The following is a 16,010-nucleotide window of genomic DNA, read 5'->3' on the forward strand; positions in this document are numbered from 1 at the left end:
TGGACCGAAACTTTTATCCAATGGAAAAAATAGTAGCGGAATTACCCTTAAAAGCCAAGGAGAAAGCCACCGAAAACAAGAAGTTCTTTGCCAAACTAAAAAAGAAGCCGCCCAAGAACTTGGATTACCTGATGCAGGAATTGCATGAAGACGAATTTGAGCGCACCGATTGCCTAACCTGTGCCAATTGCTGCAAAACGACGGGACCACTTTTTACCAATGCCGATATTGAACGTATCGCAAAACACGTTCGGTTAAAACCGCAGAAGTTCATTGATACGTATTTACGACTGGACGAGGAAAACGACTACGTATTACAGCAGGTACCCTGCGCATTTTTGGGAACGGATAACTTTTGCTCCATTTATGATGTGCGGCCCAAGGCGTGCAAAGAGTTTCCGCATACAGACCGTAAAAAATTCCAGCAGATCAGTCATCTTACCATGAAAAACGTCGCAATCTGTCCGGCGGCTTTCAATATTGTAGAAGAAATGAAAAAGCGAATAGGGATTTAGGTTCAAGGTTTCAAGTTTGTTCATGCCCAAATAGTATTGGCTGCTCTAAGTTGGGTTTTTATATATTTCATAGGGGAATGTAGGCTATGTTTTTAACCAATATTAAGACCTGCCGGGTTTCTGAAACCTGACAGGTCTCCTCATTGTTTTAATAGTTACATACCAGCCGATAATTTTAAGGCGCACAAGTTTTTAGCTTTTACATCAACTAACAGAAACCTGAAACTTTCCTAAACTTTGACCGAAGGTTTTTATTCCCTGTATTTTTTTTACCTTTAAAACATGGAACATGTAGTTGCTTATTTTGAAACCATACCGCCTTTGCATAGGACAATCATACTTATTGGCGGGATTACTTTTTTTTGGATTTTAGAGGGTATTATGCCCTTATTCGGCACGGGTTATAAAAAATGGAAACACGCACTGCCCAACCTGTTTTTTACCTTAACCACGATTTTGGTCAACCTTCCTTTGGCTTTTTTATTGCTAAAAACGTCTGATTGGACGGTGGCAAACGATTTTGGCATCATCAACTGGTTACCGGAAATGCCATTTTGGCTGTACGTATTGCTTGGGGTAATGCTTTTGGATTTGATCGGTGCCTATACCGCGCATTGGGTAGAACATAAAGTAAAACCCTTATGGATGGTGCATTTGGTGCATCATTCCGACCATAACGTAGATACCACAACGGCCAATAGGCATCACCCTTTAGAGAGCGTTGTTCGATATATCTTCACTGTGGTCGGTGTTTTTCTAGTGGGAGCCCCAATAGGCATTATAATGTTGTACCAAAGTGTCTCCGTGGTGTTGTCCCAATTTAACCATGCGAACATTAAATTGCCGTTGAGAGTGGATAAAGCGATCGGTTGGTTCATTATCTCACCGGACATGCACAAAGTACATCACCATTACAAGCTCCCATATACCGATTCCAATTACGGCAATATTTTCTCTATCTGGGACCGTATGTTCGGTACGTATATGGAACTTGATCGCGACAAAATCGTGTACGGAGTGGACACCTTTCCAGATGAAAAAGAGAATTCCAGTATCAAAGGGTTGTTGAAGCAGCCCTTTCATAAGTATCGGAAGCCCACTGGATCGGAGCTGTGAAAGGAAACTGGGAAGTGGCCGCTGTATGGAAACCAAAAAATGCAGCACAGAATAGTCTCGTGGAATACTGCCGGTTCAGTTTTGCTTTTTTTTGATCAATGTTCCTGAAGTGTATAAGGAATTGTAGTGAGTGCGGCTATCTTGATTATAGGACATTAGCACTTAAAATCTAAAAAACAGTCCTTGCCATAAATTGATATTAATCTTATTCATACCTCAAATACTTGGCACGTATCAGTTTAAATGCTTCCAAGTCCGCCAGCCATGTCGCTTTTATTTCGGCTTCGGAAAGTCCGGCTTCAATCTGTTTTTGTAATTTTTCCGTACCGGCGTGTTTAGTAAAGCCGGAGGTAAGAAAAAATTTGGATTTGTCCGTTGTGTTTTCATAGGCGTCCATGAGCCATTGTAGGGAAACCTCGTTCATCCGTGGTATGGCCGACAAATCTTTTCCATAACATGTTTTACCTTTTTCCTTGGGCGTTTTGGAGCCGAAATTAGGTTGCGGAACATAACTGAAATCATACTGGGCGGAATCCATAAAAGAGGCACCGTAGCGCTGAAATTGAAATTCCGTTCCACGTCCTGCATTTACATTGGTGCCCTCAAAAAGTCCCAAACTTGGGTACAGATGAATGGCGGTATCGTTGGGCAGGTTCGGGGAAGGCCGTATAGGGAGGTGGTAAGTCATGTTGCGTGTCCAATTTTCCAAAGGAATTACCTGTAGGTCGGCTTTTAAACCGTTTTCCAACCATCCTTCTTCATTGATCATTTGTGCGTATTCCCCAATGGTCATCCCGTAGACCAACGGAATTTCCGTCATCCCCAAAAATCCCGTATGTGCCGCGTCCATGCTGGGGCCGTCCACATAATGTGCGTTTGGATTGGGCCTATCAAGAACAATAACGGGAATGCCTTTTTCTGCGCAGGCTTCCATCACCAATTGCAGGGTAGCGATATAGGTGTAAAAGCGTACGCCCACATCCTGTATATCAAAAAGCACTGCATCTATATCTTCCAAATGCTCCTGTGAAGGTTTTCTGTTTTTGCCATAAAGGGAGATAAGTGGCAGGCCTGTTTTGGGATCGGTACCATCCAATACCTTTTCGCCGGCATCCACATCGCCCCTAAATCCGTGTTCCGGGGCGAACACCTTTTTTATATTCACGTTTAGGGCTAAGAGGGAATCCACCAAATGGGCGTGTCCGTTTTCCGTAAAGATAACACTCGTTTGGTTGGCTACGATCGCTATTTTTTTACCCTGTAGTAGCGGTAAGTAGGCAGCTGTACGGTTGGCGGCGACCGTAATCGGTTTTATGGCCAAAGGTGTTGCTGTTTCAGAATCTAGAGTGGTTTTTTCTTTGGTTGATTTCGCCTGGTTTCCACAGCCCCAACATATTAAAAACGATAATAAAACTGTATTTTTGATATTGGATAAAAATAGCATCATTTGAACCTAGAGTATTTTATTGCGAAACGACTTATTACAGGTAAGGAGCATAAAATTAGCATTTCTGCACCGATAATAAAAATAGCTATTGCAGCTATTGCCTTAGGTCTGGTGATGATGTTGATCGCCATTGCTACCGGCGTAGGTCTTAAATACAAGATACGGGAAAAGGTCACGGCCTTTAACGGGCATGTACAGATCTATAATTACGACAACAACAACTCCGAGGTTTCCGTAGTTCCCGTTTCTAAAAATCAGGACTTTTATCCCAAGTTCACCAGTGTCGAGGGTGTTGTGCACGTACAGGCCGTAGCCACGAAAGCAGGCATAATCCGTACTGCCGAAACTTTTGAGGGCATTATTGCGAAAGGGGTAGGGGAGGATTACAACTGGAAGGCATTGGGGGACTATCTAGTAGCCGGGGAGCTGCCAAATTATAATGAAGACTTGAACGGCGATATCCTCATGTCCAAGCTCATGGCCAACAGATTGAATATGGGCGTAGGCGATTCATTTTTCGCTTTTTTTCTAAAAAATGAGGATACCAACGCCCTGCCCAACCAACGCAAATTTACCATAAAGGGCATTTACGATAGCGGATTTGAGGAAATAGACGGACTCTTTATTTTTACAGATATACGGCATATACAGCGCATGAACAAATGGGCCGAGGATGAAGTGGGGAATTTTGAGGTGTTTTTAGAAAGTTTTGAGGATATTGACGAGAAAAGCGCGGAGATTTACGGAAAAACCTTGTCCGATCTGGATACAAAAACCTTGAAGGACAAATACCGCAATATCTTTGAATGGATCGGGCTGTTCGATTTTAATATCATTTTGATCATCGGTATTTTGATCGTAGTCTGCGGCTTTAATATGATTACCGCCCTCTTGGTCTTGATTTTGGAACGGACACCTATGATCGGTATTTTAAAGGCTTTGGGGACCAATAACTGGAGCATACGAAAAGTATTTCTGTACAACGCCGCCTACCTGATCGGTGTGGGCCTATTTTGGGGAAATGTAATAGGTTTGGGCATCATTTACATACAAGCCGTTTTTAAGCCTTTTAAATTCCCCAACCCAAAGGAGTACTATATCGAGTATATACCCGTGTACATGGATGTTCTAACGGTGCTTGCCTTGAACGTGGGTGTAATGGTACTCTGCCTTTTAATGCTATTGGTGCCATCCTATGCCATTACGAAGATTACGCCCGTTAAGGCCATTCGTTTTGAGTGATGCGGACTAAGGGTCACCTAGATATTTTCCTAGAAAATAGGATTTAAAATTTTAAATGCGGGCTTAGTGTTGCCCTAGCATAAACAAGAAGTAAGAATATGGATTACGTAGAAAATATATTGGGAACCATCGGGAACACCCCTATGGTAAAGATGAACAAGCTAACGGCGGAGTTACCGTGTTTGGTGCTGGCAAAGTACGAGACCTTTAATCCGGGAAATTCGGTCAAGGACCGTATGGCGCTGCAAATGATAGAAGATGCTGAGGCAGCCGGAGTGTTAAAACCGGGCGGTACCATTATCGAAGGAACATCGGGGAATACCGGGATGGGGCTAGCGCTTGCCGCCACCATAAAAGGTTACAAGATGATCTGTGTGATAAGCGACAAACAATCCAAGGAGAAAATGGATATCCTAAGGGCGGTCGGTAGCGAAGTGCATGTATGTCCCACTGATGTTGCTCCGGAAGACCCCAGGAGTTACTATAGTACGGCAAAACGTTTGGCTACCGAAATACCTAATTCATGGTACGTGAACCAGTATGATAATCCTAGTAATTGCAAGGCACATTTTTTGAGTACGGGTCCCGAAATTTGGGAACAGACCGATGGGAAAGTGACCCATTTTGTGGTTGGTGTTGGTACGGGTGGTACCATATCCGGCGTAGGTTCCTATTTAAAAATGAAGAATCCCAAGGTGAAGATTTGGGGTGTGGACACCTATGGTTCGGTCTTTAAAAAGTACCACGAAACCGGAGTTTTTGACGAAAAGGAAATCTATCCGTACATCACGGAGGGAATTGGAGAGGATATTCTGCCCTTGAACGTCAATTTTGGTGTCATCGATGGGTTTACCAAGGTCACGGACAAGGATGCTGCCATATATACACAGCGGTTGGCAAAAGAAGAAGCGATGTTCCTGGGGAATTCTGCCGGGGCCGCTATCAAGGGACTGCTGCAATTAAAGGAACATTTTAACAAGGACGATGTGGTCGTTGTTTTGTTTCATGACCATGGCAGCAGGTACGTAGGAAAGATGTTCAATGACGATTGGATGAAAGCACAGGGGTTTTTAGAGTAGAAAATTGAAGTTAATTATGTTTAAAATAAAGATGATGTCCGTAGTAAGAGTTGTTTTAGGGGTTCTTGGTTTTTTCATAGTTGGATTGGTTTCCGCGCAAAAACTATCCAGAACGGAGAAGAAAATTAGTAAAAGCGTAGAATCCAATAATGCCGAAGCCATAGGGTTTTTAGAAGAGGTCGTTAATATAAATAGTGGCACGTTAAATCTGCCCGGGGTAGATAAGGTAGGTCAGGTATTTGGAAACGCTTTTGAGGAAATTGGTATGGAAACCACATGGACTCCCATGCCGGCGGAAATGAACCGTGCCGGCCACCTCTTTGCGGAAACAAAAGGTACAAAGGGAAAGAAACTATTGTTAATAGGGCACTTGGATACGGTATTCGAGGAAGACAGCCCCTTTCAGACCTTTACCAAAATCAATGACAGTATTGCCCACGCTCCCGGTGGAAACGACATGAAGGGTGGAAACGTTATCATTTTGTATGCCCTAAAGGCGTTACAAGAGCACGGCCTACTTAAGGATGCGCAGGTTATAGTGGCCTTTACGGGAGATGAGGAAAGCGCTGGAAAACCCTTGTCCGTTAGCAGAAAGGATTTGGTAGATGCGGCAAAACGTAGCGACATTGCCTTGGGCTTTGAAACCTCTACGGGCTTCAATTATGCTACCGTAGCGCGGCGTGGCTCCTCTGGTTGGAAGGTTGAGGTAACCGGTAAACGGGCGCACTCGTCCGGAGTTTTTAACGAGAATGTCGGGGCAGGAGCAATTTTTGAAATGTCCCGTATTCTGCATCGTTTCTATACCGAAGTAAAGGGAGAGGATCTGTTGTCCTTTAATCCCGGAACTTTGATGGGAGGCACCTTTGTGGAATATGATGAGTTGAGCAGTAAGGGCAGCGTTTTTGGAAAAACCAACGTTGTGGCCCAAACAGCTGAGGTACGTGGTGGCTTGCGTTTTATCTCTGAGGAACAAAAGGAACGTGCCAGGGAAAAAATGAGGAACATTGTGGCGGACAATTTGCCAAAGACTTCCGCTACCATAAGCTTTACGGACAGCTACCCGGCCATGGCGCCCAAAGCGTCCAATTTGGACTTGTTGAAGGAGTTGAATGAGGTGAGTCAAGATTTAGGTCAGGGCGAGGTCGTGGCTTACGACCCGGGCAAACGCGGTGCAGCGGACACGTCTTTTGTGGCGGATTATGTGGCTTGTTTAGACGGACTCGGAACTATGGGCACAGGAGCGCATACCCCGGAGGAAACGGTCAACCTTAACGCTATAGAGGCACTTACTAAAAGAACGGCGCTGCTAATTTATAGGTTGATAAATCAATAAAAATAAACCATTGTCTTTTTTGAACAATTTCAAGGCCGTATATGTACACCCTTCGGGTTTGTTGCTTTGCCTATATTAGTTAAAAACTAGAACTATGAAAATCGCATCAACGTTGATTGTGTTAGTTGGCCGTTATTTGACGGTTGTATTTTTAGTGCTATTATGTATTAATTGTAGTTCGGAGGATCCGCCTATACCTCCTCCAGACGATGAGGAAACGGAAAGCACGGAAATTCCCCCAGAAGACAAACTGCCCATGTTCGCTATTTCCACTAACGGCAATCAGATTGTAGACGAGCCAAAGAACGATGCTACATTTACCGTCACCGAGGGCAATGTGGTAAGCCATGAGGGAAGAATGGGCATTGAGATTCGTGGTGCCTCCTCCCAGCTTTTTCCAAAAAAGTCCTTTGGTTTTGAGACGCGTGATGCTGCCAATGAGGATTTGGACGTATCGCTATTGGGGTATCCGGAGGAAGAGGACTGGATTTTATATGCCCCGTACAGCGACAAATCTTTACTGCGAAATATGCTGATTTATGACCTATCCAGAGACATTGGGCAATATGCTAGCAGGACCAAATTTGTGGAAGTCACCATAGACGAAGCCTACCAAGGGGTGTATGTGTTTATGGAAAAATTGAAAAGGGATTCCGGTCGTATTGATATCAATAACCTAAAAGAGGACGAAAACTCCGGCGATGACCTTACCGGAGGATATATTTTAAAGATAGACAAGACCGCCGGCAGCAATTTGGGCGAAGGCTATAACGACCAAAATTCTTTCGCATCCACTATTTCCCCGCCAAATGCCGTGAACGGACAGGAAATAAATTTTATGTACGAAGATCCGGATGCCGAGGATATTACCACGGAACAAAAAACCTATATTACCAACTATGTGGGACAATTTGAAGCTGCTTTGGCCTCGGACAGCTTTACCGACCCCGAAACCGGATACGCAGCTTTTATAGATGTGGATAGTTTTATCGATTTCTTTATTTTGAACGAGCTTTCCAATAACGTGGACGGCTATCGGTTAAGTACCTACATGCACAAGGATAAAAACGAAAAGTTGAAAATGGGGCCTATTTGGGATTTTAATTTGGCCTTTGGCAATGCGGATTATTGTTCGGGCGGAACTACGAATGTGTGGGCCTATAAATTTAATGAACGCTGTCCGGAGGATTTTTGGCAGGTGCCTTTCTGGTGGGAACGTTTGCTACAGGACCCGGCTTACGTAAGCAAGTTAAAAGCGAGATGGGGTCAATTGCGAGGCAGTAGTTTGTCCAACGGTGCCATTTTATCAAAACTGGATACGTATACCACGGTGTTGAACACCTCTGGTGCGGCGGAAAACAACTTTCGCAAATGGCCGGTTCTGGGAACCTATATTTGGCCGAATAATTTTGTGGGTAATACCTACGCGGAAGAACTGGATTATTTGACCAACTGGATAGAGGATAGATTGCTATGGATGGATGCTGAAATCGAGGGCTTGTAGTAGATAGGGAGTATTTTTGGAGCTTGGTTCATCAACTGAATAGCGGTAAAGAAACGAAGTTATATGGATAAAGAGATAGTGTTGTCGCTAGGAAATCAACAGGTACAAATCGATGCCGGGGAACTGGTAGGGTATGCGATTGCCGGTCATGAATTTATACATCAAAAGGGCAGTCCCGGATGGCGTAATGCGGATACCGAAATGTTTCCGATTATCGGCCCAACGGATGCAGCCAATTTTCGCGTTACCACCCCAAAGGGAAAAGCCGTGCAGGACCAACACGGGCTGTTACGCGAACTGGACTATGAGTGTTTGGAGCAGACCTCTAAAAAGGCTGTTTTTAAGAAGCGGTATACGGCCAATTCGGTAGTTAAAAACGCAAAGTTCCCCCATAAATCCAGTGAAGCGGAATTGTCTTGGCCTTACAATTTTGAGTTTACCAAAACTTTTCTGCTTTCAGATCAAGGATTGCAAATATCCTTCACGGTTCATGGCGAAGAAGGAATGCCTTTCATGTTGGGCTATCACCCAGCTTTTAAACTTAGGACGACGGAGGCATCAATAGAAACAGGCAGCAAAAACTGGACGATTACCAAGGTGATGTCCGTTGGAAGCCGTGCGCTTCATGTGCCCAATTGTGAGCGCATCCTGCTAAAGGATGAAAAATCCCTTGAAATAAGAACCAAGGGCTTTGGGAATTTTATGCTCTGGACCGAGGTGCCCAACATGGTCTGCATAGAACCAATCACTTTTTACCCTTATGCCGTTGCACAAGAGAAGCTACACCAAGGTTTTACGGTCTTCAATGGAAAGGCAAAGGAGTACAGCGTATTTTTACATCCTTTGCAAAATTAATACCAACAGCGTATGAAACGTATTCTTGTTTTTTCATTGTTGTGGTGTGGTTTCTTTGGCACTGCCCAGAAGGCTCCCACCACAGCATCTTATTATAGCGAAATCCCTGCTGCGCCTACCGAATATTTACCTGGCGCTATTGTTTCCAGAATGATAGATGGTCTTGGGTTTCGGTATTACTGGGCTACGGAAGGACTCACCGAGACGGATTTAAGTTATAAACCCAGTCCGGAGGCGAGAACCTTGAGGGAGACTATAGGTCATATTTACGGATTATCCAGAACCATTTTGAATTCCGCCCAACAACAACCTACGGATTTTACCCAAGAGCAGGTTCCGATGAGCGATGCCGAAAAACGCTTTGCAACCTTGGAAAATTTCAGAAAGGCAAGTACGTTGTTTTTAGGTTCCAAGGATGTATCAAAACATACCATTGTCTTTATCCGAGAAAACGGCAGCTCGGAATTTCCCTTTTGGAATCAGATAAACGGCCCCATAGAAGATGCTGTTTGGCATGCAGGGCAGGTAGTGGTACTGCGCAGGGCTTCCGGTAATCCTATGAACCCAAAAGTAAATGTGTTTTTGGGAAAACTCAATGACTAATAGGGCTATGCCACATCAACCGCTTTTCAATTTGGTTTTTAGGTGGTCGCGCATTATTATGTAACTTTGTCGCGTGAACCAATTTTTTCCGTTTTTACAGTGGGTCGCTACCTATAAAAAAAGCTACTTTACAAAAGACTTGATGGCCGGTCTTACGGTGGGTATCGTTTTGGTACCGCAGGCCATGGCCTATGCCATGATTGCCGGTCTTCCTCCTGTATATGGACTGTATGCCGCTTTTTTGCCGGTACTCACTTATGTTTTTCTAGGTACCTCAAGAAAGATAGGAGTAGGTCCTGTTGCAATGGATTCCTTGCTGGTTGCGGCAGGTCTGGGTACACTTTCCATTACAGGTCCCGAGCACTATATCGCCATGGTTGCGGTGTTGGCCTTTTTGGTTGGTGCCATTCAATTTCTTTTAGGGCTCATGCGGATGGGTTTTTTGGTGAATTTCCTCTCTAAACCTGTAATCAGCGGCTTTACCTCAGGTGCAGCCATTATTATTATGTTGAGTCAGTTAAAACACCTTTTTGGCACAGGTTCCGCTAACAACAGCAGTACCTTTCATATCCTTGTGATGGATACTTTTAACTACCTGTCCGAAATAAATACCTATACTTTACTTGTTGGTGGTATAGGGATTCTTTTGATTGTAGTTTTTAGAAAGTGGAACGCCCGCATTCCCGGTATTTTGATCGTTACGGTATTGGCCACGGTGGCCGCATATCTATTAAAACTTGGCGATTACGGAGTTGCTCTGGTAGGGACGGTTCCCAGTGGCCTGCCCAGTTTTGTGATACCGGATTTAAAATGGAACAGTATAGAGCAGTTATGGCCTATTGCCCTGGCCCTGGCCTTGGTGGGGTATTTGGAAGCTATTTCTATTGGGAAGTCCTTGGAGGTAAAAAGTGGGGAGGAAACTATAGACCCCAACCAGGAATTATTGGCCTTGGGCTCATCAAATATTTTGGGTTCTTTTTTTCAGGCCTACCCGGTTACCGCAAGTTTTTCCAGATCGGCCATCAATCATGAATCCGGTGCAAAAACAAACCTGGCCGCACTATTTAGCGTGGTGTTGGTGGTGTTGACCTTGTTGTTCTTGACTCCTGTTTTCGAGTTTTTGCCCAATGCCGTTTTGGCCAGTATTATAATGGTGTCCGTTTTTAAACTTATTGATTTTAGCTATGCCAAAAGGCTATGGCAATATAGACGGGACGAATTTGTGGTTTTGCTGATTACTTTTTTGTCCACACTTTTTTTAGGAATCAAAGAAGGTATTTTTGTGGGGATGCTCAGTTCTTTATTGTTGATGGTATATAGGACTTCAAAACCTCATTTTGCGGTTTTGGGAAAGGTAAGGAATACCGAATATTATAAAAATTTAAAACGATTTGGCGATGAGGTTACCGATCGGCCGGATTTGCTGATTATGCGTTTTGATGCGCAATTGTACTTTGGGAACGCTACTTTTTTTAAGACGGAATTGATGAAAGAGGTGGCCAAAAAGGGAGAAGCCCTAAAAGGGGTTATCTTGAACGCCGAGGCCATTAACTATATAGACTCTACGGCCGCGGATATGTTAACGAAGACCATTAGGGAGATACACGAGATGGACTTGCAATTTTATATTGCCGGAGCCATTGGCCCCACTAGGGATATTATCTTTAGTAGCGGAATAATTAAGGAACTGCATAAAGAGTATTTGTTCGTGAAAACAAATGAGGCAGTTGCTTTTTTTGATGATCCAAGGGCAGTTTCGGAGGTCAGTTCGCGGGTAGCTTATGAAAATCGTTGTAAAAAGGACACCGCAACATCTTAAAAAAAGGAATACACAATACGTTAAACCAGTAAAATACAGGCATGAAAATAGAACAGATATACACAGGTTGTTTGGCACAAGGTGCTTATTATATAGAAAGTGAAGGGGAAGTGGCGATCATAGACCCGTTGCGCGAGGTAAGGCCTTATATGGAACGTGCGTTGGCCGATAATGCTAGAATCAAGTATATTTTTGAGACCCACTTTCATGCCGATTTTGTGAGTGGCCATGTGACCCTATCCCAAAAAACCGGTGCACCAATTGTATTTGGTCCAACCGCTAATCCGTCCTTTGAGGCTATTATCGCTACGGACGGTCAGGAATTTAAATTGGGTGCCCTTACGATAAAGGCATTACATACCCCTGGGCATACCATGGAGAGTACCACCTACCTTTTAAAGGATGCCGCAGGAAAAGACCATGCTATTTTTTCTGGTGACACGTTGTTTTTAGGAGATGTCGGGAGACCGGACCTGGCGCAAAAAGCCGCAGATTTAACACAGGAGCAACTTGCGGAAACCTTGTTCGATAGTCTGCGCAATAAAATTATGCCCCTTGCGGACGATGTCATCGTATATCCCGCCCATGGTGCAGGTTCGGCCTGTGGTAAGAATATGATGAAGGAAACGGTGGATACCTTGGGCAATCAAAAGAAAATGAATTATGCCCTGAGGGCAGATATGACCAAGCAGGAATTTGTTGAAGAAGTGACCGATGGACTCTTGCCCCCGCCAAAATATTTTCCCCTTAACGTAAAAATGAACAAGGAGGGTTATGAGGATATCGCTACGGTATTGGATAGGGGGACCACGGCCATGTCACCGGAAGAATTTGAGTTGGCGGCCAACACCACAGAAGCCTTGGTATTGGATGTGCGTCATCAAAACGAGTTTATAAAGCAGCACATACCAAGATCTGTTTTTATAGGCCTTAATGGTGATTTTGCACCGTGGGTAGGTGCCTTGGTTGCAGACATCGAACAACCTTTGCTTTTGGTGATTCCCGAAGGCAAGGAAGAAGAAGCAATTACACGATTGTCCAGGGTGGGCTTCGATGGTACCGTGGGTTATTTAAAAGGTGGCTTATCCGCTTGGCAAGCTGCCGGTAAGGAAACGGATAGTATTACCTCCGTTACCGCAGATGTGGTGAAAGCGACAATGGAAACAAAAAAGGTGCCTGTATTCGATGTTCGCAAGGAAGGTGAATTTGCTTCCGAACATCTTGTAGGTGCCAAACACACACCGCTGAGTGATTTAAACACCTATTTGGACGAGTTTCCGGAGGATGAAGATTTCTTTCTGCACTGTGCTGGCGGTTACCGTTCCATTATTGCGGCATCTATCTTAAAGAGTAGGGGGATCCATAACCTTATAGACGTATCCGGAGGTTTTGGTGCGCTAAAAAAAGAAGGACTTTCCATGACCGATTATGTGTGCCCAACAACGCTTTAAACCTGATATTTATCATTTTTTGTAAGTATAGGGCGATGTAAATTTACTCCGTAGTTGGTAGTAGCTATCATTTAGAATTACCGGTGCTATTATTTGTTTAGAAAATGATAATACTGGGGACTTGGCAGCACAAAAGTACATAGGGCATGAAAAAGAACATGGGGGTTTTAGACAGAACAATCCGAACTATTATTGCGATAATTGGTGGTTTTATGGTGTATTTGGGAATGGTTGAAGGTTCTTCCTCCTTTGTCCTTATAGCTGTAGCTGGAATATTTGTACTTACTAGTATTGTGGGTTTCTGTCCGCTTTATGGCATTTTTGGTGTAACTACCCATAATCTGGAATAACTAATCTAATTTTTTTATTATGCAAACAATTTATCCTTTGGTCAACTGGAATAACGGTATTATAATGATAGGTGTTTTTGCCTTGGTCTGTATTGTTTTGGTAGCGGTCATGATTGGTTTTATAAATAGCGAAAGGAAGAAGTAGTAATGTAAGGTTGCAATATAGGAGGTCTTTCCCGTGTTCGATAGCATCATATCAGCGGTGAAAACTAGGCGTTTAATTATAGGCATTGGGCGATACAAGATTATCCAAATACATGGATTTGATAGGAATCCGGCTAAGGTATTTAAATACCCGCTTGCGCTACTGGGAGCGCTATGGTAAAGTGGTTTTTAAAAAAACCGAGAGTACCGTACCTTAAATCTCTAGAGGAACGTTCTCGACCCCAAAGTTTGTATAGGTTTTGTTCCTTAGAATCTCCGAAATTGTAAGATTGTTTCCCAAAGGTCGTCAGGTGTGGCTTGCACACCGGTGGTATGAATTTTAGGTGCCAAAAAGAAGCTAGTTTTGAGAAAAGAGAGTACCTCCAGTTGGAATAATACCAATTAAAGTTTTGAATATCGTATTTATAATTTGAATTATTTTTTTCTCAGTTTAGGAATGAAATCTAAGCATAGCATTACCTATGGTTCTATTTTATGACGACAAATGAGTAAAAAAGAAACTTGTTTTATGCGACATCTAGAATTTAAATTGGTATAAAACCGTTTAAAGCCATAATGTGATCGTTTGGCATAAGAATAACAGGTTTTAAAAAATGAGTTTACATCTCATTTTTTTAAGAATTTGCTATATTTAGACTTCACTAGGTATGGTTTTATTAATTGTTAACGAAAACCTAATAAAATTAGCTAAAGTGTTAAAATAATTTGTAACTTTAAATAGAGATTGTACTACGGTAATGATTAAAAATTTTGTCAGACGCGTTGGAGTAATGAACTGTATTCTTCTTCTGGTGGTATTGTCCATTATAGTTGTGGCCGAGGTGCTTTTTCTTAGTGGTAAAAGATTAGATGGTATTTTTATAGCATTGTGGGCTCCCACCATTTTAGGGTTTATGAATTATTTTAAGGAAAAAAAATAGTGGATTTTGTACTCATGTATTCCATATTTGTAGGTGTCATATTTGTGGTATGGATTGTTTTTGTTATGCGCATGTACCGTAATTTAAACGATTAATAGCTATCTATGTTCCATGCTTCTTTTTCGATTTCTATAACGGCCGCAGGATTTTTAACTAGATAAGAGGCTAGAATACGTTGACTTTCCACAGTATTTTTGTGTAAATTTAGAAAGGGTTCAAGATCACTATAAGTTCGTATTTGTTCTTGTTTATCTATAAAAGCGTACCCTACGTACAAATTATTTCTCACCAATACAATGGTCTCCTCCCCATGGTTTCTTCCGTTACCTTTAATCATATAATCGCTCGCACGTTTTTTCAAAAATGTAACTGCTTTCTGTACCTGAGTGTTGTACGACTGTAATTTAGAAATATCGGTACAGATACCACAACACTTTTTTATTCTGAAATGGGAGCAATGAAGTACGTTTTCCTGCAAATGACAATACTTAGGGCAAAGTCCGAATACATCACACAACCTTTCCATATACGCCCGGCAATCGGTTGGGCTATAGAAGATACGCATTGGGTTAGGGACCAACTTAAGTTTATTATGAGCCAAATGTATAATTCCGTTGCGGTCTTCATAGCTAAAAATGGCATACTGTTGTATCGTTTTTTTTTGGGCACGGTTGTGCTTGGGGAAATGCTTTTTAATTTCAGCAGATTCAAGTAGCAGTGCTACCAGTTCATTGCCGGTCTCTTCAAAATCCAAATAACCGGTATCCTTGCACAAAGCCAATTCTTTGTTGGCCTTGTCGTAGAAATGGCTTAGCACCCTCTTTTTAATGTTGATGGCCTTTCCTACATATATGATTTCTCCCTTCGCATTTTTAAAATAATAGATGCCCGGGGTTGGTGGTAGCTTTTCGAATTCTTCTTTAGGAAGGTGCGGTGGTAGTGTAGATTCTTGCGAACGTGCGTTTAAAAAGCTTTTAAAGACCGTGTCCGCCCCTTTTGCACGTAATAATTTATGGAAAAGCAGCATAGTGGCATGAGCGTCTCCACGGGCGCGGTGCCTGTCCGTCAGCGGTATACCTATCGCCGAGCATAGCTTTCCAAGGCTGTAGGAATTGTAGCCAGGAAGTAATTTTCTGGAAAGGCGTACGGTACAAAGTTTCTTTCGTGAAAATACCAAACCAATACCTTTAAGCTCATTTTTGATGACGTTGTAGTCAAAATTTACGCTGTGCGCAACGAAAATGCTATCCTTTGTTATCTCTAGGATTTCGGAAGCTATTTCTTCCAAAACAGGAGCGTTACGGACCATATTATTATCTATACCCGTAAGGCCCGTAATAAAATGGGGAATCTCACATTCTGGATTTACCAAGGTCGTAAACTCGTCTACCAACTCATGACCATCATATTTGAAAATGGAGATTTCGGTAATCCGGTTTCCCTTAATTCCGTTTCCTGTGGTTTCAATGTCTACGATACAATACATTATTTACGCTTTGGTTTTGAGTATAGGTTTTCAAGTTTAAAGCTCAAATACAAACGTCAAACACAAACCCGAACACTAATACAAGTTTATGAAGTCATTTAAACTTTTTCCGTTCCCTAAAAAAT

Annotated in this window: 15 protein-coding genes; 13 read left to right on the top strand and 2 right to left on the bottom strand. The window is 42.8% G+C overall.

Annotated elements, in window-relative coordinates:
* Window positions 1-20 precede the first annotated feature (20 nt).
* Both ACFQZJ_RS04660 and ACFQZJ_RS04665 read left to right on the top strand, forming a co-directional pair.
* Window positions 21-515 carry a YkgJ family cysteine cluster protein gene (locus ACFQZJ_RS04660; protein ID WP_379932651.1) on the top strand — a complete coding sequence of 165 codons (495 nt, stop codon included), beginning with the start codon at window positions 21-23 and terminating at the stop codon, window positions 513-515.
* 282 nt (window positions 516-797) lie between these two features.
* The gene (locus ACFQZJ_RS04665; RefSeq protein ID WP_379932652.1) at window positions 798-1,631 is read left to right on the top strand and encodes a sterol desaturase family protein; all 834 of its coding nucleotides are present in this window, start codon (window positions 798-800) and stop codon (window positions 1,629-1,631) included.
* Window positions 1,632-1,836: 205 nt separating this feature from the next.
* On the opposite strand, the gene ACFQZJ_RS04670 is transcribed toward ACFQZJ_RS04665, so the two are convergent.
* Window positions 1,837-3,075, bottom strand: coding sequence for an exo-beta-N-acetylmuramidase NamZ family protein (locus tag ACFQZJ_RS04670; protein WP_379933124.1), 1,239 nt, complete (start codon window positions 3,073-3,075; stop codon window positions 1,837-1,839).
* A 3-nt stretch (window positions 3,076-3,078) separates the two neighbouring features.
* Here ACFQZJ_RS04670 and ACFQZJ_RS04675 point away from each other — a divergent pair, with 3 nt between their 5' ends.
* The 11 genes from ACFQZJ_RS04675 (at window position 3,079) to ACFQZJ_RS04725 (ending at window position 14,399) form a co-directional block, all read left to right on the top strand.
* Complete coding sequence (locus ACFQZJ_RS04675) at window positions 3,079-4,320, top strand: ABC transporter permease (RefSeq protein WP_379932653.1); 1,242 nt, start codon at window positions 3,079-3,081, stop codon at window positions 4,318-4,320.
* Between the two features lie 98 nt (window positions 4,321-4,418).
* Entirely contained in the window at window positions 4,419-5,399 is a 981-nt protein-coding gene (locus ACFQZJ_RS04680) for a PLP-dependent cysteine synthase family protein (protein ID WP_379932655.1), read from the top strand.
* Between the two features lie 34 nt (window positions 5,400-5,433).
* Entirely contained in the window at window positions 5,434-6,732 is a 1,299-nt protein-coding gene (locus ACFQZJ_RS04685; RefSeq protein WP_379933126.1) for a M20/M25/M40 family metallo-hydrolase, read from the top strand.
* A gap of 94 nt (window positions 6,733-6,826) precedes the next feature.
* Window positions 6,827-8,236: a CotH kinase family protein gene (locus ACFQZJ_RS04690; protein WP_379932657.1), complete on the top strand. Its 1,410-nt coding sequence runs from the start codon at window positions 6,827-6,829 to the stop codon at window positions 8,234-8,236.
* A gap of 63 nt (window positions 8,237-8,299) precedes the next feature.
* Window positions 8,300-9,091: an aldose 1-epimerase gene (locus tag ACFQZJ_RS04695; RefSeq protein ID WP_379932658.1), complete on the top strand. Its 792-nt coding sequence runs from the start codon at window positions 8,300-8,302 to the stop codon at window positions 9,089-9,091.
* Window positions 9,092-9,103: 12 nt separating this feature from the next.
* A complete protein-coding gene (locus ACFQZJ_RS04700) occupies window positions 9,104-9,694 on the top strand; it encodes a DinB family protein (RefSeq protein ID WP_379932660.1) in 591 nt (196 codons plus the stop codon).
* Between the two features lie 73 nt (window positions 9,695-9,767).
* Window positions 9,768-11,513 (top strand): SulP family inorganic anion transporter, encoded by a 1,746-nt coding sequence (locus ACFQZJ_RS04705; protein ID WP_379932662.1) that lies wholly within the window; start codon window positions 9,768-9,770, stop codon window positions 11,511-11,513.
* A gap of 41 nt (window positions 11,514-11,554) precedes the next feature.
* Window positions 11,555-12,964: an MBL fold metallo-hydrolase gene (locus ACFQZJ_RS04710; RefSeq protein ID WP_379932663.1), complete on the top strand. Its 1,410-nt coding sequence runs from the start codon at window positions 11,555-11,557 to the stop codon at window positions 12,962-12,964.
* A gap of 146 nt (window positions 12,965-13,110) precedes the next feature.
* Window positions 13,111-13,314, top strand: a complete 204-nt coding sequence (locus ACFQZJ_RS04715; protein WP_379932664.1) for a YgaP family membrane protein — start codon at window positions 13,111-13,113, stop codon at window positions 13,312-13,314.
* 19 nt (window positions 13,315-13,333) lie between these two features.
* A complete protein-coding gene (locus ACFQZJ_RS04720; RefSeq protein WP_379932665.1) occupies window positions 13,334-13,459 on the top strand; it encodes a hypothetical protein in 126 nt (41 codons plus the stop codon).
* A gap of 790 nt (window positions 13,460-14,249) precedes the next feature.
* Window positions 14,250-14,399 (top strand): hypothetical protein, encoded by a 150-nt coding sequence (locus tag ACFQZJ_RS04725; protein ID WP_379932667.1) that lies wholly within the window; start codon window positions 14,250-14,252, stop codon window positions 14,397-14,399.
* Between the two features lie 91 nt (window positions 14,400-14,490).
* Here the strand turns inward: ACFQZJ_RS04725 and ACFQZJ_RS04730 are convergent, their stop codons facing one another.
* The gene (locus ACFQZJ_RS04730; RefSeq protein WP_379932669.1) at window positions 14,491-15,885 is read right to left on the bottom strand and encodes an exonuclease domain-containing protein; all 1,395 of its coding nucleotides are present in this window, start codon (window positions 15,883-15,885) and stop codon (window positions 14,491-14,493) included.
* Window positions 15,886-16,010: the final 125 nt, after the last annotated feature.

It is taken from the genome of Maribacter chungangensis (genome assembly GCF_042676845.1).
Taxonomy (GTDB): domain Bacteria; phylum Bacteroidota; class Bacteroidia; order Flavobacteriales; family Flavobacteriaceae; genus Maribacter; species Maribacter chungangensis.